The organism is Citrobacter sp. KTE30 (assembly GCF_000398825.1).
GTDB classification, from domain to species: Bacteria; Pseudomonadota; Gammaproteobacteria; order Enterobacterales; family Enterobacteriaceae; genus Citrobacter; species Citrobacter freundii.
This window is the reverse complement of the sequence record NZ_KB976055.1, coordinates 3,899,141-3,921,070: the sequence shown is the minus strand read 5'-3', so window position 1 is coordinate 3,921,070 and position 21,930 is coordinate 3,899,141. Positions and strand designations below refer to the sequence as shown.

The 21,930-nt window shown below is 51.9% G+C and carries 20 protein-coding genes and 1 riboswitch; of the genes, 10 read left to right on the top strand and 10 right to left on the bottom strand.

The features are described from left to right. The first annotated feature begins 45 nt into the window (after positions 1-45). The 3 genes from WC1_RS04615 (at position 46) to hldE (ending at position 5,806) form a co-directional block, all read left to right on the top strand. Positions 46-1,347 (top strand): CYTH domain-containing protein, encoded by a 1,302-nt coding sequence (locus WC1_RS04615; protein WP_016150992.1) that lies wholly within the window; start codon positions 46-48, stop codon positions 1,345-1,347. A 125-nt stretch (positions 1,348-1,472) separates the two neighbouring features. Next, entirely contained in the window at positions 1,473-4,313 is a 2,841-nt protein-coding gene (glnE, locus tag WC1_RS04620; RefSeq protein WP_016150991.1) for a bifunctional [glutamate--ammonia ligase]-adenylyl-L-tyrosine phosphorylase/[glutamate--ammonia-ligase] adenylyltransferase, read from the top strand. A 59-nt stretch (positions 4,314-4,372) separates the two neighbouring features. Further along, positions 4,373-5,806, top strand: coding sequence for a bifunctional D-glycero-beta-D-manno-heptose-7-phosphate kinase/D-glycero-beta-D-manno-heptose 1-phosphate adenylyltransferase HldE (hldE, locus tag WC1_RS04625; protein WP_003838125.1), 1,434 nt, complete (start codon positions 4,373-4,375; stop codon positions 5,804-5,806). Positions 5,807-5,898: 92 nt separating this feature from the next. Here hldE and WC1_RS04630 read toward each other — a convergent pair whose 3' ends face one another. Both WC1_RS04630 and WC1_RS04635 read right to left on the bottom strand, forming a co-directional pair. Beyond that, on the bottom strand, positions 5,899-7,566 hold the full coding sequence (locus WC1_RS04630; protein WP_003838127.1) for a flotillin family protein: 1,668 nt from the start codon (positions 7,564-7,566) through the stop codon (positions 5,899-5,901). A 23-nt stretch (positions 7,567-7,589) separates the two neighbouring features. Next, complete coding sequence (locus WC1_RS04635) at positions 7,590-8,219, bottom strand: OB-fold-containig protein (RefSeq protein WP_003024624.1); 630 nt, start codon at positions 8,217-8,219, stop codon at positions 7,590-7,592. A 260-nt stretch (positions 8,220-8,479) separates the two neighbouring features. Here WC1_RS04635 and glgS point away from each other — a divergent pair, with 260 nt between their 5' ends. Further along, positions 8,480-8,686, top strand: coding sequence for a cell surface composition regulator GlgS (glgS, locus tag WC1_RS04640; RefSeq protein ID WP_019077704.1), 207 nt, complete (start codon positions 8,480-8,482; stop codon positions 8,684-8,686). A 32-nt stretch (positions 8,687-8,718) separates the two neighbouring features. Here the strand turns inward: glgS and ubiK are convergent, their stop codons facing one another. Next, positions 8,719-9,015, bottom strand: a complete 297-nt coding sequence (gene ubiK, locus WC1_RS04645) for a ubiquinone biosynthesis accessory factor UbiK (protein ID WP_003024618.1) — start codon at positions 9,013-9,015, stop codon at positions 8,719-8,721. 132 nt (positions 9,016-9,147) lie between these two features. Next, a riboswitch (FMN riboswitch) is annotated at positions 9,148-9,297 on the top strand. 106 nt (positions 9,298-9,403) lie between these two features. On the opposite strand from ubiK, the gene ribB reads away from it, so the two are divergent. Continuing rightward, entirely contained in the window at positions 9,404-10,057 is a 654-nt protein-coding gene (gene ribB / locus WC1_RS04650; RefSeq protein WP_003838130.1) for a 3,4-dihydroxy-2-butanone-4-phosphate synthase, read from the top strand. A gap of 82 nt (positions 10,058-10,139) precedes the next feature. Here the strand turns inward: ribB and dsbI are convergent, their stop codons facing one another. The 4 genes from dsbI to zupT form a co-directional block, all read right to left on the bottom strand. Further along, entirely contained in the window at positions 10,140-10,811 is a 672-nt protein-coding gene (dsbI, locus tag WC1_RS04655) for a protein-disulfide oxidoreductase DsbI (RefSeq protein ID WP_003838131.1), read from the bottom strand. Between the two features lie 14 nt (positions 10,812-10,825). Further along, positions 10,826-11,494 (bottom strand): thiol:disulfide interchange protein DsbA/DsbL, encoded by a 669-nt coding sequence (locus tag WC1_RS04660; RefSeq protein ID WP_003838133.1) that lies wholly within the window; start codon positions 11,492-11,494, stop codon positions 10,826-10,828. Positions 11,495-11,517: 23 nt separating this feature from the next. Beyond that, complete coding sequence (locus WC1_RS04665; RefSeq protein WP_016150990.1) at positions 11,518-13,314, bottom strand: aryl-sulfate sulfotransferase; 1,797 nt, start codon at positions 13,312-13,314, stop codon at positions 11,518-11,520. Between the two features lie 640 nt (positions 13,315-13,954). Then, complete coding sequence (gene zupT, locus WC1_RS04670; protein WP_003024600.1) at positions 13,955-14,728, bottom strand: zinc transporter ZupT; 774 nt, start codon at positions 14,726-14,728, stop codon at positions 13,955-13,957. 147 nt (positions 14,729-14,875) lie between these two features. Here zupT and ygiD point away from each other — a divergent pair, with 147 nt between their 5' ends. Beyond that, positions 14,876-15,664 carry a 4,5-DOPA-extradiol-dioxygenase gene (gene ygiD, locus WC1_RS04675; RefSeq protein WP_003846311.1) on the top strand — a complete coding sequence of 263 codons (789 nt, stop codon included), beginning with the start codon at positions 14,876-14,878 and terminating at the stop codon, positions 15,662-15,664. An 85-nt stretch (positions 15,665-15,749) separates the two neighbouring features. Here ygiD and WC1_RS04680 read toward each other — a convergent pair whose 3' ends face one another. From WC1_RS04680 to tolC, 3 genes are all read right to left on the bottom strand, one after another. Continuing rightward, the gene (locus WC1_RS04680; RefSeq protein WP_016150989.1) at positions 15,750-16,910 is read right to left on the bottom strand and encodes a glutathionylspermidine synthase family protein; all 1,161 of its coding nucleotides are present in this window, start codon (positions 16,908-16,910) and stop codon (positions 15,750-15,752) included. 5 nt (positions 16,911-16,915) lie between these two features. Then, the gene (locus WC1_RS04685) at positions 16,916-17,593 is read right to left on the bottom strand and encodes a DUF1190 family protein (RefSeq protein WP_003024591.1); all 678 of its coding nucleotides are present in this window, start codon (positions 17,591-17,593) and stop codon (positions 16,916-16,918) included. A 157-nt stretch (positions 17,594-17,750) separates the two neighbouring features. Next, the gene (gene tolC, locus WC1_RS04690) at positions 17,751-19,229 is read right to left on the bottom strand and encodes an outer membrane channel protein TolC (protein ID WP_155849122.1); all 1,479 of its coding nucleotides are present in this window, start codon (positions 19,227-19,229) and stop codon (positions 17,751-17,753) included. Positions 19,230-19,428: 199 nt separating this feature from the next. On the opposite strand from tolC, the gene nudF reads away from it, so the two are divergent. From nudF to yqiA, 4 genes are read left to right on the top strand one after another with little or no spacing between them, the layout of a single operon-like run. Next, on the top strand, positions 19,429-20,061 hold the full coding sequence (gene nudF, locus WC1_RS04695; RefSeq protein ID WP_003024585.1) for an ADP-ribose diphosphatase: 633 nt from the start codon (positions 19,429-19,431) through the stop codon (positions 20,059-20,061). After that, positions 20,058-20,480, top strand: a complete 423-nt coding sequence (locus WC1_RS04700) for a DUF1249 family protein (protein ID WP_003024582.1) — start codon at positions 20,058-20,060, stop codon at positions 20,478-20,480. The genes nudF and WC1_RS04700 overlap by 4 nt, the downstream gene beginning before the upstream one ends. A 24-nt stretch (positions 20,481-20,504) precedes the next feature. Next, positions 20,505-21,332, top strand: a complete 828-nt coding sequence (gene cpdA, locus WC1_RS04705; protein WP_003838143.1) for a 3',5'-cyclic-AMP phosphodiesterase — start codon at positions 20,505-20,507, stop codon at positions 21,330-21,332. Next, positions 21,332-21,913: an esterase YqiA gene (gene yqiA / locus WC1_RS04710; protein ID WP_003024575.1), complete on the top strand. Its 582-nt coding sequence runs from the start codon at positions 21,332-21,334 to the stop codon at positions 21,911-21,913. Before cpdA ends, yqiA begins: the two co-directional genes overlap by 1 nt. Positions 21,914-21,930 lie beyond the last annotated feature (17 nt).

The window sequence follows — 21,930 nt, the reverse complement described above, 5'->3', positions numbered from 1 at the left end:
GCAGTCAGTTTTCTCAACTGTGACATAACCCATAAGTACAAGACCATGGCCCAGGAAATCGAATTAAAATTTATCGTTAATAGTGACGCTGTCGATGCGCTACGTGAACGTCTGAATACGCTGGGGGGAGAGCATCATGCACCCAGCCAGTTACTAAATATTTACTACGAAACGCCGGATGCGTGGTTGCGTGGTCACGATATGGGGCTGCGTATTCGCGGTGAAAACGGTCATTACGAAATGACCATGAAAATTGCCGGACGCGTGACGGGCGGTCTGCATCAACGACCGGAATTTAACGTTGCGCTGGACGCGCCTGAGCTGGATCTCGCCTTGTTCCCAACGGAAGTCTGGCCTGATGGCAAACTGCCCGCTGAACTTGCTTCTCAAGTGCAGCCGTTGTTCAGCACCGATTTTTTCCGTGAGAAATGGTTGGTTGATGTTGATGGCAGCCGGATTGAAATGGCCCTCGATGTGGGGGAAGTGAAAGCGGGCGAGTTTGCAGAACCTATCTGTGAGCTTGAACTTGAACTGCTAAGCGGCGATACCCGTGCGGTACTGAAGCTGGCAAACCAGCTGGTTTCGCAAACCGGTTTACGCCAGGGCAGTTTGAGCAAAGCAGCGCGCGGTTATCATTTGGCCCAGGGGAATGCGCTGCGCGAACTCAAACCGACGCGGATTTTGAAGGTTCCGGCGAAGGCGAGCATTGAGCAGGGGCTGGAAGCGGCGCTGGAGCTGGCATTATCACAGTGGCAGTACCACGAAGAGCTGTGGGTACGCGGCGTGAAAGGGGCGAAAGCCGAGGTGCTGGCGGCAATGGGTCTGGTGCGTCACATTCTGATGTTGTTTGGCGGTAATGTGCCACGAAAAGCGAGCGCTCACTTACGTGATTTGCTGACCCAATCGGAAGCGATCATTGCGTCGGACGTTTCTGCTATTTCGGCGGTTTACAGTACGCAAACGGCAATGGCCAAGCTGGCGCTGACCGAATGGCTGGTGACCAAAGGATGGCAGCCGTTCCTGGATGCGAAGGCGCAGGGCAAAATTGCCGACTCCTTTAAGCGCTTCTCTGATACCCATCTTTCACGCCATGCCGCTGAGCTGAAAACCGCTTTTGCGCAGCCGTTGGGCGATCAGTACGCCGATCAGCTTCCACGTTTGACGCGCAACATTGATAGCATGCTGATGCTGGCGGGATACTACGACGAAAATGTCGCATCGGAATGGATCGCTACTTGGCAGGGCTTACGTCGCGCCATTGCGGCCAACCAATATATTGAAATTGAACACTTCCGTAACGAGGCGATTGCACTGGAACCGTTCTGGCTGCACAGCGGAAAACGATAATCAGGGCCGAGGCCGGGATGCCTGATGGCGCTGCGCTTATCAGGCCTACGCGATGTGTGTAACTGTCATGTAGGTCGGATAAAGCGAAAAGACGCATCCGGCACCATTCAAAGGATAACCCGTAAATGAAGCAGCTCTCTTCACCGTTACAGCAGTACTGGCCGACCGTTGTTGAGCGGCTGCCAGCAGCAATATCTGAGTCCTCACTTAGCGTTCAGGCGAAGTCAGTACTTACATTCAGTGATTTTGTCCGTGACAGCATTATTGCCCATCCCGAATGGCTGGCTGAGCTGGAAAGCGCTCCACCCCTGGCGGATGAATGGCAACACTATGCCAACTGGTTACAGCAAGCATTGGCTGATGTTAGTGACGAAAACACACTGATGCGTGAGTTACGCCTGTTTCGCCGTCGCATTATGGTGCGTATCGCCTGGGCACAGACGCTGTCGCTGGTGACGGAAGAGAGTATTTTGCAGCAGTTAAGCCATCTGGCTGAAACGCTGATTATTGCCGCTCGAGACTGGTTGTATGACGCCTGCTGTCGTGAGTGGGGAACGCCGTGTAATCCTGAAGGTGTTGCGCAGCCGCTGCTGATTTTAGGCATGGGGAAACTGGGCGGTGGCGAGCTGAATTTTTCCTCCGATATCGACCTGATTTTTGCCTGGCCGGAACACGGCAGCACACAGGGTGGGCGCCGCGAGCTGGATAACGCCCAGTTCTTTACCCGTATGGGCCAGCGGCTTATCAAAGTGCTGGATCAGCCCACAATGGATGGGTTTGTCTATCGGGTGGATATGCGTTTACGCCCGTTTGGCGACAGCGGCCCGCTGGTGCTGAGCTTCTCCGCGCTGGAGGATTATTACCAGGAACAAGGGCGCGACTGGGAACGCTATGCGATGGTTAAAGCCCGCATTATGGGCGATGCCGACGGCACATACGTCAGCGAGCTTCGTGCCATGCTGCGGCCTTTTGTCTTCCGTCGCTATATTGATTTCAGCGTGATCCAGTCGCTGCGTAACATGAAAGGGATGATTGCGCGTGAAGTACGCCGTCGTGGCCTGAAAGACAACATCAAGCTGGGGGCGGGCGGCATTCGTGAAATCGAATTTATCGTGCAGGTATTCCAGCTGATTCGCGGTGGGCGCGAGCCATCGCTGCAATTCCGCTCGCTGTTACCGACGCTTAGCGCCATCAATGCGCTGCACTTGCTTTCTGATACCGACGCGGAACAACTGCGCGCAGCCTATCTCTATTTACGCCGCCTGGAAAACCTGCTGCAAAGTATCAATGATGAGCAGACCCAGACGCTGCCGGGTGATGAACTGAATCGCGCGCGGCTGGCGTGGGGGATGAACGTTGATGACTGGCAGCAGTTAACCGATGTGCTGACCAATCATATGGACAATGTGCGCCGGGTCTTCAACGAGCTGATTGGCGATGACGAAGCTGAAACCCAGGAAGAGTCGCTCTCTGAACAGTGGCGCGAATTGTGGCAGGACGCCTTACAGGAAGATGACACCACGCCAGTGCTGACGCATCTGGCGGATGACGATCGGCGGCGCGTGCTGTCTCTGATTGCTGATTTCCGCAAAGAGCTGGATAAACGCACTATTGGCCCACGCGGACGACAGGTGCTGGATCATTTAATGCCGCATCTGCTGAGCGATGTCTGTACGCGTGACGACGCCTCAGTCCCGCTGTCACGCATTACACCGCTGCTGGTGGGTATTGTGACTCGCACGACCTATCTGGAACTGCTGAGCGAATTCCCCGGGGCGCTGAAGCATTTGATTTCGCTCTGTGCGGCCTCGCCGATGGTCGCCAGCCAGCTGGCGCGGTATCCGTTGTTGCTCGATGAACTGTTGGATCCGAATACCCTGTATCAACCTACCGCGACGGACGCCTACCGTGATGAGCTGCGCCAGTATTTGCTGCGTGTGCCGGAAGATGACGAAGAGCAGCAACTGGAGGCACTGCGCCAGTTTAAGCAAACGCAGCTACTGCGTATTGCCGCGGCTGATATCGCCGGTACGCTGCCGGTGATGAAGGTGAGCGACCATTTAACCTGGCTGGCGGAAGCGATTATTGATGCGGTAGTCCAGCAGGCGTGGACGCAGATGGTTGCTCGCTACGGCCAACCTACCCATCTTGGCGAACGTGAGGGGCGCGGTTTTGCCGTCGTCGGCTATGGCAAACTGGGCGGCTGGGAACTGGGTTACAGTTCGGATCTTGATTTGATCTTCCTGCATGATTGCCCGATGGATGTGATGACGGACGGTGAGCGTGAGATTGACGGGCGACAGTTCTATCTGCGTCTGTCGCAGCGCATTATGCACCTTTTCAGCACCCGCACCTCGTCCGGTATTTTGTACGAAGTGGATGCGCGGCTGCGTCCATCCGGCGCGGCGGGAATGCTGGTGACATCAACCGACGCTTTCGACGATTACCAGCGCAACGAAGCCTGGACATGGGAGCATCAGGCGCTGGTGCGTGCTCGTGTGGTATATGGCGACCCGCAGTTGACCTCTCAGTTTGATGCGATTCGTCGCGATATCATGACCCTCGTCCGTGATGGAAAAACCTTGCAGACCGACGTGCGTGAAATGCGTGAGAAAATGCGCGCCCATTTGGGCAATAAGCATCGGGATCGTTTTGATATTAAAGCGGATGAAGGTGGCATCACAGACATTGAGTTTATTACGCAGTATCTGGTGTTGCGCTATGCGCATGAAAAACCGAAGCTGACGCGCTGGTCAGATAATGTGCGCATTCTGGAATTACTGGCGCAAAACGACATTATGGACGAGCAGGAAGCGCTGGCGCTTACCCGTGCTTATACGACGTTGCGTGATGAACTTCACCATCTTGCGTTGCAGGAACTTCCGGGCCATGTGGCGCTGGAGCACTTTGACGCTGAACGTACGCTGGTGCGTGACAGCTGGCAGAAGTGGCTGGTTGCCGAGTGAAGTGTGCTATTATCGCGCGCAAATTTTAAGACCCTCAGAGAATCTCTCAGGAGACAGGAATGAAAGTAACGCTGCCAGAGTTTGAACGTGCAGGAGTCATGGTTGTCGGTGATGTGATGCTGGATCGCTACTGGTACGGCCCTACCAGCCGTATTTCACCTGAAGCGCCGGTTCCGGTGGTGAAGGTCGATACCATCGAAGAACGTCCCGGTGGCGCAGCAAACGTGGCGATGAACATTGCCTCTCTGGGCGCAAATTCCCGTCTGGTGGGTTTGACCGGTATCGACGACGCGGCGCGTGCGCTGAGCAAAACGTTGGCGGATGTGAACGTAAAATGCGACTTCGTTTCCGTGCCGACGCATCCGACAATCACCAAACTGCGCGTGCTTTCCCGCAACCAGCAGTTGATTCGTCTGGATTTTGAAGAAGGTTTTGAAGGCGTGGATCCGCAGCCGCTGCACGAGCGTATTAATCAGGCGCTGGGTTCTATTGGCGCTCTGGTGCTTTCCGACTACGCCAAAGGCGCGCTGGCAAGCGTGCAGCAGATGATTGCGTTGGCGCGTAAGGCTGGCGTGCCGGTACTTATCGATCCGAAAGGGACCGATTTTGAACGTTACCGCGGCGCAACGCTGCTAACGCCGAACTTGTCTGAGTTTGAAGCGGTAGTGGGTAAATGCAAAAGCGAAGATGAACTGGTTGAGCGCGGCATGAAATTGATTGCTGATTTCGACCTTTCCGCACTGCTGATTACCCGTTCAGAACAGGGGATGACGTTGCTGCAACCGGGCAAATCGCCACTGCATATGCCGACGCAGGCGCAGGAAGTGTATGACGTGACCGGTGCGGGCGATACGGTAATCGGCGTGCTGGCGGCGACGCTGGCGGCGGGTAACACACTGGAAGAGGCGTGCTATTTTGCCAACGCTGCAGCCGGTGTTGTGGTTGGTAAACTGGGAACCTCCACCGTTTCTCCGATTGAACTGGAAAACGCGGTGCGTGGTCGGGCTGATACTGGTTTTGGCGTGATGAGCGAATCTGAGCTGAAACAGGCCGTTGCCAGCGCCCGCAAGCGCGGTGAGAAAGTGGTGATGACTAACGGCGTGTTTGACATCCTGCATGCGGGCCACGTTTCCTATCTGGCAAATGCGCGCAAGCTGGGCGATCGCCTGATCGTGGCGGTAAACAGCGATGCGTCGACCAAACGTCTGAAAGGCGAAACGCGTCCGGTCAACCCGCTGGAACAGCGCATGATCGTGCTGGGCGCGCTGGAATCCGTCGACTGGGTGGTCTCTTTTGAAGAAGATACACCGCAGCGTCTGATCGCCGGCATCCTGCCGGATCTGCTGGTCAAAGGCGGTGACTATAAGCCAGAAGATATTGCTGGTAGCAAAGAGGTATGGGCGAACGGCGGTGAAGTGCTGGTGCTGAACTTCGAAGATGGCTGCTCAACGACCAATATCATCAAGAAGATCCAGAAAGACAGCGATAAATAACAATTGGAATGTTTGTCGGATGGCGGTGCCCGGCCTACGAGGTTGTAGGCCGGATAAAACGCGTAAGCGTTGCCATCCGGCATTTCTGTTTCTTATTCTTCAGTCGTTTTCTCAACAGGCTGTGGACTGTTTTTCAGCGGATCGGCCAGTGCCGACAGCGAACCGCCGGACAAACCAATTTCATTTAACAGCGAGTCAATCAGCGGCGCTTGTGTACGATAGGCAAGGGCGGCGGATAATGCCTGCTCAGCCAGATTCCCTCCGGTTACGTTACCTGCGGTCACTTCACCGACGGCGCCGCCACGATTCAGACCATCAACCTGGATAATCTTGATCCCATCGATAGACTTCATTGGCTCAACGGATTTCTCAATGACTGCTGGCAGGGACTGCAGCAGGGCCAGCTTAAATTTCAGACTGGTCTGTTCGTCGGAAAGCACGTTGATGGCATCGTTCAGCGCACGCTGGGCTTCGGCTTCCGCCAGACCTTTTTTCCGCGTGGCTTCGGCCAGTTCAACAATTGCTGCCGCCTGCAATTCTGCAGCTTCTTTTTCCGCTTTTGCCCGGACGGTCAGTTCAACCGCCTGGGTTTCTGCATCCTGTGCAGCGGCAATCAACGCCACCTGTTTGGCACGATCCGCTTCTGCGGTCTGGCGGGTGGTTTCTACGTTCTGCTGGGCGCGAACCGCTTCGGCTAGCGCATCGTTAGCGCGTGCTTCAGCCTGAGACTGCTGTTCAGACTTGGCGGCAATAGCGATGGACTTGGTCTGGTTGGCGATCTCCGTTACCTGCTGTTGTTCGATTTCTTTAATGCGAACTTCACGCTCGGCCTCGACTTTTCTGGAACGCACCGCCTGTTCACGCTCGATTTCTGTTTCCTGAATCTGGCGTTCAGCAAGAATGCGCGTCTGCTCAGCTTCACGATGACGTTCGGCTTCGAAGGCGGCAATTTTGGCGTTTTGCTCGGCCGTGCGGGTCTTCACCTGCTGCTCCTGCTCGAGAGTCATGAAGGCTTCCTGCTGTTCGATTTCCAGCTTGCGTGCCAGCGCATCACGGTTTTTCTCACGAACGGCAACTTCTACGTCCTGCTCGACTTCGTTACGTTCGCGACGACGGCGTTCTGTTTCCTGGGTCAGCTTGGTCAGACCCTCGGCATCAAAGGCGTTATTCGGGTTGAAATGGACTTTTTCGGTCTGGTTAAAGTTGGTGAGTGAAACGCTCTCCAGTTCCAGGCCGTTTTTGGACAGGTCTTCCGCGACGGTATTTTGTACGCCCTGAACGAAGTTTTCACGCGTATCCTGCAGTTCATGCATGGTCATCTGCGACGCAGTGGCACGTAGGGCATCAACAAACTTATCTTCTATTAGCACACGTAAATCCTCTGGTGACAGCGTCCGCTGTCCCAGCGTCTGTGCGGCGGTAGCAATCCCTTCAACAGACGGTTTTACACGCACGAAAAAGGCGACGACGACATCCACGCGCATACGGTCTTTGGTGATGAGACTGTCGACAGTTGAACGGCTCACCTCAAGTTTGAGGGTGTTCATGTTGATAGGAATAATTTCGTGGAAGATAGGCATGACAATTGCGCCGCCGCTCATCACCACTTTTTGTCCACCAAGGCCGGTACGCACAAACGCCTGTTCAGCAGATGCGCGGCGATACAGGCGGGCAAAAATAATCCCGATAATTACTAAGACGACCACCGCCACAATGGCGGTAAACATCCATGAAGGTAACATGCCAAAAACATCATCCATCTATAAGATCCCTCTGTATAAAATTATAAAACAGTCGGCCAGGGGTTTAGCTCGGCCAGGTAACGCGTTGCGGAGAGTCGGCAGATAATCAGCACCTTGTCTCCTTTTTTGAATTCTTTGCCCGCTTCAGGCTCCAGCAGCACATAGTGAGTCTGCCCGAACTTATCGGTAAATTTGCCTTCGCAGGGGGTTCCGGCACTTGCGGAATGTCCGGTAATAATCGCCATGCTGCCGATAAATTCATCTTCAGCGAGGGCGGTGGTTTCATCCCGCGGCAGCCAGGGAGCAATGATTTTTCCGCTGTAATGCACGGCGAAGACGGCAAGAATAAAACTCACCGGAGCAAGCAGCAGGTTGCTGAGCGGTGCTTGCCACAGCGTGACCCAGCCATGCTGAAGGAGGATACCGAAGAGTCCAAAGAAGCCAGCGAGTAAACACAGCACGATCAGTGCCGGGATCCGCCCGATATTGAGATAGTGAAGCGCCTGGCCGATATTGCCGGAAGTCAGGGCATCGTAATGTTCGAGGTGAGCATCAAGCGCACCTGAAAGAAAATGGCCAAAAATAAGAGAGATGATTTCCAGTAGGCCAATCAACAGTACAAATGAAATAGCAAACAGGTAGGGGCTGTTGTAATCCGTGAATAATACCAAGTTGTTTCCTCCTGTTACTGCGTTCCCTGTCCGTGTCAAAAGTAATGGTTTTACCTCTTACTTTTACATGACGTTACAATAACATGCGTTACCCTGGTCTTTAATCCGAAAAGGGGCTCATCCCCCTCTTAGATTTCGTAGGAAACTGTGAAGCAGGCGTTTTTTTTGCGCACAATATGTACAGAATAACTTCGTATCCAGGGAAATACTGAAATTAGAAAAAGCATATGGCCTTAGCAGATATTCAATAACTGGAGGGTATGCTCATGAACAGCAACATGTATTCAATGAACAATTTCGATTTCCTGGCCCGTAGTTTTGCCAGAATGCAGGCTGAGGGCCATCCCGTTGATATCCAGGCGATAACCGGGAACATGGATGAAGAACATCGTAGCTGGTTTTGCAAACGCTATGCGCTGTACTGCCAGCAGGCGACGGAAGCCAGGAAGCTAGAACTGGAACACTAACAGAAAAACGGGCCTTGCGGCCCGTTGTCCTTTTACTCTTGCGGATCGACTGACGGGATCGCGGGGGCAGGTTTAACTTCTGCCGTTTTTTCACGCGATTCCAGCTCAGTCAGACGTTGCTCAAGCAGCGCCAGCTTTTCACGTGTGCGCAATAAAACCTGAGTCTGTACATCGAATTCTTCACGGCTTACCAGATCCAGACGGGTCAGCTGTGACTGCAGCGTTTGACGAATTTTCTTCTCGACGTCTTCGCCAAACTCGCGGATCCCTTTCGGCATCGACTCGTGAACCTGACGAGCAATCTGCTCAATTTTTTTCGGGTCAATCATTGTGGTTTCCCTGAACTGGTACGTGTTGCTGCCTATTGTAGTGCGAACTGGCACAGGCATAAACCAGAATTGTGTGAAGCTAAGACGAGTAAAGGCGTTGATGAAGGTAATCAATAGCGTTATAGTTAACCCGCTTATTCTCAGGGCGGGGCGAAATTCCCCACCGGCGGTAAATCAACTGATGTTGAAAGCCCGCGAGCGCTTTTTGTTACGGCAAAAAGGTCAGCAGATCCGGTGTAATTCCGGGGCCGACGGTTAGAGTCCGGATGGGAGAGAGTAACGATCCAGTCGGGCATGGACCCGCTCACGTTATTTTTTTGCCGCTTAGACGGTACTCCTAAGACTGCCCTGATTCTGGTAACCATAATTTTAGTGAGGTTTTTTTACCATGAATCAGACGCTACTTTCCTCTTTTGGTACGGCTTTCGAACGTGTTGAACATGCGCTGTCTGCGCTGCGTGAAGGACGCGGTGTGATGGTGCTTGACGATGAAGATCGCGAAAACGAAGGCGATATGATTTTCCCGGCAGAGACCATGACCGTAGAACAGATGGCGCTGACCATCCGTCACGGTAGCGGTATTGTATGCCTGTGCATCACTGAAGACCGACGCAAACAGCTCGATCTGCCAATGATGGTGGAAAATAATACCAGCGCTTACGGCACCGGTTTTACCGTGACCATTGAAGCAGCAGAGGGCGTGACCACCGGTGTTTCCGCTGCGGACCGTGTGACTACGGTGCGTGCGGCAATTAAGGATGGCGCCAAACCTTCCGATCTTAACCGTCCGGGGCACGTTTTCCCGCTGCGTGCTCAGGCTGGCGGCGTGTTGACCCGCGGTGGTCATACTGAAGCGACCATCGACCTGATGACGCTGGCAGGGTTTAAACCGGCAGGCGTGCTGTGCGAACTGACCAACGACGATGGCACCATGGCGCGAGCGCCAGAGTGCATCGAATTTGCCGGCAAGCATAATATGGCGGTGGTGACTATCGAAGACCTGGTGGCTTACCGTCAGGCGCACGAGCGCAAAGCCAGCTAATAGACTATTACCACGTTAGTTGTGGTAAGCATAAAAAACCGAAGCCATCTTCCAGGCTTCGGTTTTTTTATTTTTGCTCAAATTATTTGGCCCTGGCCAGTTTCAATGCCCATGCGCCGCTCATTATCACCAACAGCAATAAACATAAGCCAAAGGCTAGCAGGCATGCCTGCGCCATGTTCATAAATTGCCACGGTGGAAGCAGATACCAGCCTTCAGACTGTTGGTATAGATCGATAAACCACTTTTGCGTACTGCTGAGTGCCACGCCATCAGGCACTATGGGGGCATCATAGCCGCAATCTCCAGTGGGTTTAAACCACTCCGGAGCCCAGTTTGCCAGCGGCAAATTGAAAGGGAATGTCGGATCGGTGGAACACCCCTGGACGCCAAACAGCGAATCCGGGCTATGTACCGCATGATGAATATCATTGAGTTTGAGCGAAAACTTAATGCCCATGATGCTGCCGTAAAATGCCGCAATGCAGCCAATAAGCTTCAGAACAACATTTTTAGGGTTTATTGCCGCGATCAATCCACCGAAAACCATCACAAACATGGCAAAGCGAATGTAGACACACTGCTCGCAGGGGGCCATATAGAGATAGATTTGGAAAAACGAGTGGGCCAATATTATTAACCCGCCCATCGCGCAGGCCATCAGTAGCCACAGAAAGCGCCGTTCCTGCCATCTCACCAGCGTATCAACCGGCGTGGTACGTAAGTCCCGCCACAATCCTTTTATGAAAACCATAGCCTCGTCCCTGTTTATTTTGTTGCCAGCTCTCTGACAAGCTCAGCCATTGAGTCAATGGATTTGATACTCTTGGTGTAGATCAGGTATTTACCGTTAACGACGTAAGCCGGAACCCCCTGAATTTTGGCGACGTCGTATGCCGCTTTCCATTTCTCCAGCGTTTGCTGAACGGTGGGATCTTGCAGCGCGGCGTCAAAATCTGCCTGGCTCATGCCTGCAGCATCCAGGCCTGTTTTAATGAATGCGGCCGGATCTTTACCATCTGACCAGCGCTCTTTCTTGTCGTGGTAAGCAGCGTAATAAGCGAATTTCGCTTTTTTGAACTGTGATTTGGCATCAAATAATGAAATCCCTGCTGCCTGATCTTTAGCAATCATTACTGCAAAAACTTCACTGGCCTGTTTACCATATTCCCCTTTGGTTTCCAGATGAAATGGTGTGAAGGTGACGAGATCGGCAACTTTTTCAGAAACCGGGCCAGTCACGGCTTTATCATATTTGTAACAGAACGGACAGGCGTAGCTGAATACTTTTATTAACGTCTTATCAGCATTAGGAATCGGTTTCTCTAAAACCATATAATCAGTGCCTTCTGTAAAAGCGGAGGCGGCAAACGACGAAGCAAGTGCGGCGGTTAATATCACGCTTTTAAATAATGAAGTAATCCATTTAGATGACATAATTAATCCTTAATCTAACGCGATTATTTAAACATGTGTTGTGGGCGGACCAGTAATGCACGGTAGTGAGTTTGGTTCGGCTTATCTGAAAGAACATCAATCTCAACTTTGACTTCTTTGGTCTTATAATCAATTTCGTTGATCTTGCCGATGGTTGGTTGTCCAACGTCAAATAAATTAATTGAGCCACCAAAGCCAAACATGGTGTCACGGTCTTTCTGATATTCGATAACCGAGGTGATGGGACTATAGAAATCGTAACCGCGTTCTTTGCCGTATTCCCAAATTTGCTGAACGGTTCCTTTTTTCTCGTCAACTTTATATTCGACGAAACGGGAATATTTCATCGTCGGCAATGCCGGTTGTTCGAGCCCACGACCATCGCCGTTGTCAAAGATGGTTAATGTCCCTTTGCTCGAGAGCCATGCGGTGTGTTGGGTGTAGGTAAAATCGAAATCAGTATTCTCGCACTTACCGTTTTCGTCACATTTTAGCGCGTTGCCCTTATCATCAACCGGTTTTAACAGCTTGCTTGCCAGCGCTTTATTCCAGCCTTTCGACGGTGCCAGAATCCACTTCACCTGTTTATCGCGACCGATTTTGACAACACCCTGATGGCGGGAAGAGATAATAATGGAGTCATCTTTGGCATCATAGGCAATGGAGTTAACGTGCGCCCAGTTACGACCTGCACCCACTCCGAGGGCGTCACCGTAAGGAGTATCTGGCTCCAGTTTCGCCTGTTGACCGGCATGAGCGAGGTCAACGTTGACGCATACCGCGCCTGCGTCCAGTGCACCCAGAAGCGCATCACGCATCGGATCGAGTATCTTTGTCAGATCCCACACATCAACCACACGACCGGACTTGTCTACTTCAATTATCTGATCGCGGATGGTTTGCACATGGATGCCATCTTCTTTGCGATAATCGCGTTTGCCCACGCGAAGCAACACGGTGTCGTTGATTGTTTCGATCGATTCATGCGACGCGTCGAGGAAGCCGCGCGGTAGCTTATGATCGGCCAGAATCTGCCCCATCATATCGAATTCGTACCAATGCTGACCCTGAACGGCTGTGAAGGTGCCGCGCGGCGTTTCCCGGATACCCATCAAGTAACCGCGCTTATTGATATCCATGTCATGGCCATCGTAAAAGGCATCTTGATCCAGCCACCAACGATATTCACCTTCCGTATCGACGACAAAGGTAAAGGGTGCGATATCAAAAGGTAATGCGCCACCGGCTGGACCTGCATCCAGGATGCCGGCATTTTTGTCTTTTTCACCATGCCAGTGGAATTCTGCCCCCTGTGGGGTGAAAGTATGGGTATTCACCAGATAGAGACGGTCTTCAAAGCCAGGCGCTACCTTAATAACTTTCGTTTGCTGTAAATCGGAAATAGAACGGTTATCCATGTAGTGATTAACGATGGCGGACGTTTGCACCACATAATCATCCTTCATGGCTTTGCCATTTTCTTTATATTCAACGGTGACCTTATTGGCAAACTTTTGATAAAGGCCAAAAATAGGTATGCCATCGTAGGTAGCGAGTGACTCTTTGCCCACGGCATATGTCACAGGAATCCCTTTTTCACCTTTACCATGAACGGTGACTTTGACATCTGAAATAACGTGACTATCTAATTCAACCAGTGCGGTAAGCGGGGTGTTTCCGTATGGGTCAACCACTATTGCCCCCAGTTTTCCCGCAGGTTGAGCGGGTTGAAAACCTGCGGCAAACGAATTTCCAGCGGTTAATCCAAACGTCAGTGCGAGTGTGCCAGCGAGAAGTGTTTTTCGGTATTGTCTAAACATGGATATATCTCCTTATATTAACTTTAAATATAATTTCACTGAATATATTATGTTTTTACGATATGGCTAAAAATGAAAATGGTACTACTGATGTCACTTTTATTGTGGGTATATAAATATTGATGAAGTGTATTATTCTACAAAATCTAATTTTTATTGTTTTCTGGATAGTATGAGTGAGGTATTTTAAGGACAATGTTTATTATTGCTTAGTGTGATCTCGTCGACAGAGTTTTATTTTTTTATAACTGTTTTAGCTATTGGCATAGCTGCTGGTTTATATGATCGAAATCATATATTTGTTTCTGAAATATGCCACTATAGGGGTATGTCAGAATAAGTTTATGTAAAATTTTAACGTTAAATGTTTAATGATGTTAAATGTTAAGGGTAAAAGAATGTTTATTGCCTGGTATTGGATCGTATTAATTGCACTCGTTGCATTGGGTTATTATTGCCATATGAAGCGTTATTGTCGGGCATTCCGACAAGACAGAGACGCATTGCTTGAGGCGCGAAACAAACTCTTCCGACGTTCTGGTGAAGATAACAGCGTGATTAAGGAACAGGAATAGTCCTTCACGTTCTGCTATGGATGAGCGGATGCTGTAAAATAGCAGGGTGGCATCCGCCCTCTGGATTATCCGATTCCCATGGACTGGAGGATGACGAGACTTAACCCCATCACCGACATTCCGCACAGGACCCCATAGCTGGGATTATTATTTGGGTCGATCTCTTTTGCCAGTGGCATCAATTCATCGACTGACAGCGCCACCATAATACCCGCGACTGCCGCCATTATTGCCGCCATCACCACAGGCGAGATGAGACTCCCCAGAATTAACCACGCCAGTACGCCGCCCAGTATTTCTGCCATGCCCGAGATCCCGGCCCAGAATATCGCCGTACGTTTGGAGCCCGTTGCTGCATAGACCGGACCTGCAACGGCTAATCCTTCAGGAATATTGTGTAATGCGACGGCAAGCGCAATACCAAAGCCCAGCTCGAGGTTGCTGCTGGCGGTAACAAACGTCGCAATCCCTTCCGGAAAATTGTGCAGGCTGATGCCGAGCGTTAATAAAATCGCGGTGCGTTTAATGGATCCGGGTAGAGGCTGCGTTGTTTTTTGTACCAGATCCTGAGGGTGCGCGTGCGGCAATAGACGGTCCAGGCCAAAGTAGCCCAGCAAGCCGACGATAAACATTCCGTAGCCTAGCACTGGCGACATGCCTTCAGCGGCCAGCGCAGCAGGTAGCATTTCCATTAGAGAGATCAGTAGCATAATCCCGGCAGCGAAGCCTAAAGAAAAGGCGAGAACGCGGTTGGAAGGCTTTTGCCCTAACACGCCGAGAAATGCGCCGATAAACGTGGCGGCACCTGCCAGTAAAGTCAGAAGTAAAGGTACTGACATCGACAAATAAAACTCCTTATCAATCTGCTTTCCGGACTGGATCGTCAAAATAACTGATGATCTTCATCATGGTTATCTGAGTTCTTCATCAACCGAATAAGCGTATTGTAATGGTATCAAAATGACTCCCTCAGTAAGGATATCATCATGTCTTCAACTCGTATGCCAGCATTGTTTTTGGGCCACGGTAGCCCGATGAATGTTCTGGAAGATAACGTTTATACCCGTGCCTGGCAGCAACTGGGGGAAACGTTGCCGCGTCCGAAAGCCATTGTGGTGGTCTCGGCGCACTGGTTCACCCGTGGAACGGGTGTGACGGCGATGGAAGCGCCTAAAACGATCCACGATTTCGGCGGTTTTCCGCAAGCGCTGTATGACACCCATTACCCAGCTCCGGGCTCGCCAGAACTGGCGCAGCACCTGGTTGATTTACTTGCTCCTGTACCCGTCGCGTTAGACAAAGAGGCGTGGGGTTTTGACCACGGTTCATGGGGCGTACTGATCAAGATGTACCCGAATGCCGACATCCCGATGGTGCAGTTAAGCATCGATAGTACAAAACCGGCGGCCTGGCATTTTGAGATGGGCCGCAAGCTGGCGGCACTGCGTGATGAGGGTATTATGCTGGTGGCCAGTGGTAACGTGGTGCATAACCTGCGTACTGCGCGTTGGCACGGTGAGAACACGCCATATCCGTGGGCAACCTCATTCAATGATTATGTTAAGGCTAACCTGACCTGGCAGGGACCGGTTGAGCAGCACCCGCTGGTGAACTATCTCGATCATGAAGGTGGATCGTTGTCGAACCCGACGCCAGATCACTATCTGCCGCTGCTGTATGTTCTCGGGGCATGGGATGGTAAAGAGTCTGTTACGATCCCTGTAGATGGTATCGAGATGGGAAGTTTAAGTATGTTGTCGGTGCAGGTTGGGTGATGAACGCCCGATGGCGCTACGCTTATCGGGCATTAAGTTCGTGCCGTAGGCCGGGTAAGGCGGAGCCGCCACCCGGCACTCTCAATCATTCGACAAAAATATGCGGATAGAAACGTGACAGATCCTGCGTGATCAACGCGCGGTCTTCACGAATGCCGATCCCTGCGGGTTGATCGTTGATCAGCCAACTGCCAATCAGCATATAGCTGTCGCCAAACTTCGGTAGCTGATGGAACTGCTGCACGATCATGCCTTCTTCACCGTACGGTCCTTCCACCGCTTCGATCGTTTTACCGTTCTCAACGATCGACACGTTAGCGCCTTCACGCGAGAAGATCGGTTTGACAACGAATTTATCCATCTGTGGGTAGTCGTCTTCGGCGAAATACGCTGGCAGCAGGTTCGGATGATTCGGGAACATTTCCCATAACAGCGGTAACAGTGCTTTGTTGGAAATAATGCTCTTCCAGGCGGGTTCCAGCCAGCGAACGCCAGCGTCTTCCAGCTTGGTGGAGAACATTTCACGCAGCATGAATTCCCACGGATAGAGCTTGAACAGGTTAGCGATCACCTGATCCTGCATATCGGTGAATTGGCCTTTTTCACCAAGACCAATATCTTCTACATAGAGGAATTCTGTAGCGATCTCAGCTTCGGCCGCGCAATCCTGCAGATACTGGATCGTACCGCGATCTTCCACCGTATCACGACAGCAGGTCAGATGTAGCAGTTGAAAACCATACTGTTCACGCAGCTCGGTGAAACGCTCGATAAGCTTTTCCTGCAGACTGTTGAACTGATCGCTGCCTTCCGGCAGGTTGCCCGCATTGAGCTGATCTTCCAGCCAGATCCACTGGAAAAACGCGGCTTCGTACAGCGAGGTTGGCGTATCAGCGTTGTTTTCCAGCAGTTTGGGTTCACCGGTTCCATCCCACGCCAGATCGAGACGTGAATAGAGCGACGGTTGCTGTGTCAGCCAGGACTGGCGGACAAAACCCCAGGTATGCTTCGGAATGCGAAACTTGGTCATCAGCTCATCGCTGGCAATGACCTTTTCCACCACTTTGAGGCACATTTGATGCAGCTCTGCGGTGACCTCTTCCAGCTTTTCAACCTGAGCAAGGGTGAGTTTGTAGTACGCGTCTTCACACCAGTACGGCTCGCCGTACATAGTGTGAAAATTAAAACCGTATTCGGTGGCTTTATCGCGCCAGTCCGGGCGCTCAACAATACTGACTCTTTCCATGACGATCAGCCACCCATTGAACGTGTGGTGGTGCCGCTTGCGCTACGCTGCATGGTGCTCTGTTTGGCCACAGACTCACCAAATCCGCCGCGGGTTACGGTAGAGGTGGTGGCTGGTTTCGGTGCCATAGCGGTTTTCGGTACGGTCATGGTGCGACCCGGCGTTGCTGCGCCGTAGTTTTTACCGCTGGCATCTGTGTATTTGCCGTAAGCCGGGCTGGCTGGGTTTTTCGAGCTAAACAGCGGTTGCTGAGCGCCCATTCCGCCACCCATCAGTCGGCCCATCATGTAGCCTGCCATCAGTGGCATCCAGAAGCTGCCGCTGCTTTGATTCTGCGCCTGAGCCTGACCTTCACCGGTCGGCGCCATACCTGCTTGCGCAGGAGCCTGCTGGCACTGGCCTTCGCCGAATTCAGCGATACAGTCTTCACGAGTGGCGTATTTTGGCGCGGTACGTTCAGCTTCTTTCAGCGCATTGTTAAACGCGGTAGTACATTCGGCGCTTTTACCTGGATTCGCTGCAGAGCAGTCGTCAGCGTTCTGATAAAGCGAAACCGTTTCGTCACTCTTTTCACAGCCCGCGAGCATAAACACTGCGGTAACTGCCAGGGCGACAGGAGTCAGATGGCGCGCGCTCCAGCTTTTGCGGAACGAGGCGTGATGTATAGATTTTGTCCGTTTCATTTTTGTCTTCCAGGACCCAGTGGTAAACACAGTAAATAATGCTCAGGATAGAGGATGACTGGTCGAAATTGAAGCGGGAAGAGGCGAGAATGCGCAGGAAGGGGCGGATCTTTACGTTGTCTTACGTTCAGACGGGGCCGAAGCCCCGTCATCAGCATCAGTTACGGAACGGGTTGTTGCCGTTGCTGTTGGTTGAACGTGCTGCTGTCGGCTGAGCCGCAGGCAAATTGCCAGTGCCGTTAAAGTCATTCACGGCGGCATCTTGTTGTGGATTTTGCGGTGCCACGGTATCCGGCGTTGTGGATACCGGTTTACCCAGCGTATTGTTCAGTGCCACCAAATCCTGCTCGTTCAGCGTACCGAGCGCAGATTTGACGTTTAACTGATTGATAAGATAGGTATAACGCGCATTTGCCAGTTGCTGCTTGGCGTTGTACAGCGTGGTGGTGGCATCCAACACATCCACAATGGTACGTGTACCTACGGAATAACCGGCTTCCATCGCATCCAATGAGCTTTGAGCAGAGACAACCGCTTGTTTGTACGCGTTAATGCTACTAATAGAAGCATTAATGTTGTTGAATGAAGAACGAACGGTCTGCACCACGCTGCGGTGTGCGCTTTCCAGTTGTTCACTCGCGCCAACAAAGTTGTACTGCGCTTGTTTCACCTGCGAGTTAACCATCCCGCCCTGGTACAGCGGCAGCGAGAAGCTCAGACCGATTTTGTTCTGGCCCATGTTGCTGTCGTCATACTGGGAGCTGTTGGTTTTAGATCCGCTGTACGAGGTGTCAGATACCCCGGTAGAGGCGGTTAAATCCAGCGTTGGTAAGTGACCATCTTGTGCCTGACGAATCTGCTCACGCGCCAGATCCTGGCTTAAACGCGCCTGCAATAAAGTCAGGTTGCGGTTTTCCGCTTCTTTCAGTAGCGCATTCACCGCCTGCGGTTTGTTGGTTTTGAAACCATCAACGTTCAGCGAAGCCAGTTCCGGGTAATAGTTACCGGTCACCTGACGCAACTGTTCTACCGCGTTATCCAGATTGTTACGCGCGGTCACTTCGTTCGCCAGCACGGTGTCGTATTGTGAACGGGCGTTCTGCACGTCAGTGATGGCGACCAGACCAACGTTAAAACGCTGAGTGGTCTGATCTAACTGACGATAAACCGCATCTTTCTGTGCCTGGGTGTAAGACAGCACATCAATCGCGTTCAGTACGTTAAAATAGGCCGTAGCGGTATTCAGGATCAGCGTTTGCTGATCGGTCTGATACGTTACGTCCTGGATGCCCGCTGATTTTTCTTGCAGCGTCAGGGCACGCCATTTAGACATGTCGAACAGCGTCTGAGTCAATTGTAATGACGCGCTGGTGGCGTTGGAGTTGACGCCGTTTGCATCACGGTAGCCATTGCTGTAGGTGTAATCGGCACCTAAACCCAGTTGCGGCAGTAATGGACTACGCGCTTCGTTAATTTTTTCGAATGCAGCATCGCGATCGGCGGCGGATTTACGCAATTCCGGGTTGCTCAGGCGTGCTTGCTGATAAACCTGCATCAGGTTTTCTGCCTGGCTCAAAGTACTGAACCCCGACAGGCTCAGGCCGATAAGGATGGGGAGCAATTTCTTCATTTGCATTCCTTGTTGTGAAGCAGTATTTAGCGCTGATCAAATTGTAAAAATATTTGCTGATTCTAGCAGAATCCGCCACTGCAAAAAGTTGGCGTTACGTGCCATACGGCGTTAATTTGCATCAATTTAACACAAGGGCGTTCAAACATCAGTCAAACGACCTTGAAATTCACATTTTAATCACTATTGGTTTCAGGACAGCACAATGCGTAAACCAGACAACTTACCAATGACTTTCACTAAAAATGATGTAGAAATTATTGCACGAGAAACGCTATACCGCGGTTTTTTTTCACTGGATCTTTATCGGTTCCGCCATCGCCTGTTTAACGGTGGAATGAGCGGTGAGGTAAAGCGCGAAATTTTTGAGCGCGGACACGCGGCAGTCTTGCTACCCTTTGACCCTGAGCGGGACGAAGTTGTACTGGTCGAGCAGATACGTATCGCGGCGTTTGATACCAGCGAAAGCCCGTGGCTACTGGAAATGGTAGCCGGAATGATCGAAGAGGGCGAAACCGTTGAAGATGTGGCCCGTCGTGAAGCGATGGAAGAAGCCGGACTGGACGTTAAACGTACGAAACCCGTTCTGAGCTATCTGGCAAGCCCTGGCGGCACCAGTGAGCGCCTGTCTATTTTAGTTGGCGAAGTGGACGCTACGACCGCGAGCGGAATTCATGGTCTGGCTGATGAAAACGAAGATATTCGTGTTCATGTGGTGAGCCGGGAGCAGGCTTATCAATGGGTAGAAGAGGGGAAAATCGACAACGCGGCTTCTGTCATCGCCTTGCAATGGTTACAGCTGCACTATCAAGAGTTAAAAACTGAGTGGAAAAAATGAAGCGTTACACACCTGACTTCCCTGAAATGATGCGCCTGTGCGAAACCAACTATTCGCAATTGCGCCGCCTGCTGCCACGTAATGATGCAGCCGGTGAAACAGTGAGCTATCAGGTAGCAAACGCACAATATCGGTTAACGATCGTTGAATCGACCCGATACACTACGCTTGTCGCGATCGAACAAACGGCGCCGGCCGTCACATACTGGAGCCTGCCGTCATTGACCGTGCGCCTGTATCATGACGCGAGGGTGGCTGAAGTGTGTTCAAGTCAGCAGATCTTTCGCTTCAAAGCGCGGTATGATTATCCAAATAAAAAGTTGCATCAACGCGACGAAAAGCATCAAATTAATCAGTTTCTGGCCGACTGGCTACGGTACTGTTTAGCACATGGAGCGATGGCGATTCCGGTTTATTAGCGTCGTGAAACCTAAGGACACCATTTGGAAAGCCTGTTAACCCTTCCTTTGGCTGGTGAGGCCAGAGTCAGGATCTTACAAATTACAGACACTCACCTGTTTGCCGAAAAGCATGAAACGCTGCTGGGTGTGAATACCTGGGACAGTTATCAATCCGTACTGGATGCCATACATGCAGAGTCGCCTGAGTACGATCTGATCGTCGCGACGGGTGATTTGGCGCAGGATCAATCCGCTGCGGCCTATCAGCATTTTGCTGAGGGCATCGCAAGCTTTCGTGCGCCCTGCGTTTGGCTACCGGGCAATCACGATTTTCAGCCGGCAATGTACAGCGCGCTGCAGGACGCGGGAATTTCCCCTGCCAAGCGTGTTTTCATCGGTGAACAGTGGCAAATATTGTTGCTCGACAGCCAGGTGTTCGGCGTTCCCCACGGTGAATTAAGTGAATTCCAGCTCGAATGGCTGGAGCGTAAACTTGCTGATGCACCAGAGCGTAATACCTTGCTGCTTCTGCATCATCATCCTCTGCCTGCGGGCTGTAGCTGGCTCGATCAGCATAGCCTGCGCAATGCCGCTGAGCTGGATAACGTGCTGGTGAACTACCCGCGCGTGAAGTATCTGCTGTGCGGGCATATTCATCAGGAACTGGATCTGGACTGGAACGGACGCCGCCTGCTGGCGACGCCGTCGACCTGCGTGCAGTTTAAGCCGCACTGTTCCAACTTCACATTGGATACCATCAGCCCCGGCTGGCGGACGCTGGAGCTTTTTGCTGACGGGACGTTGCAGACTCAGGTACGTCGTCTGCAGGGTAATCGGTTCCACCCTGATACCGCTTCAGAAGGCTACTGATGTCTACGCTTCTCTATCTTCACGGATTTAATAGCTCTCCTCGTTCGGCGAAGGCGTGTTTGCTGAAAAACTGGTTGGCGGAGCACCATCCGCACGTTGAGATGATCGTACCGCAGCTGCCGCCGTATCCGGCCCAGGCCGCAGAGATGCTGGAATCGATCATTCTTGAACATGGCGGAGAGTCGCTGGGGATTGTCGGCTCCTCATTAGGTGGTTATTACGCCACCTGGCTGTCGCAATGTTTTATGCTGCCGGCAGTGGTGGTGAACCCTGCTGTACGGCCTTATGAACTGCTGGTCGACTATCTCGGTCAAAACGAGAACCCCTACACGGGGCAGCAATATGTGCTAGAGTCACGCCATATTTACGATCTTAAAGTCATGCAGATTGACCCGCTGGAAGCGCCGGATTTGATCTGGCTGCTCCAACAAACGGGCGATGAAGTGTTGGACTACCGCCAGGCGGTGGCGTATTACGCCTCCTGCCGTCAGACAGTTATTGAGGGCGGAAACCACGCATTCACGGGCTTCGAAGATTATTTCAACCCGATTGTCGATTTCCTTGGACTGCACAGTTTCTGACGATCAATTCGAATTGC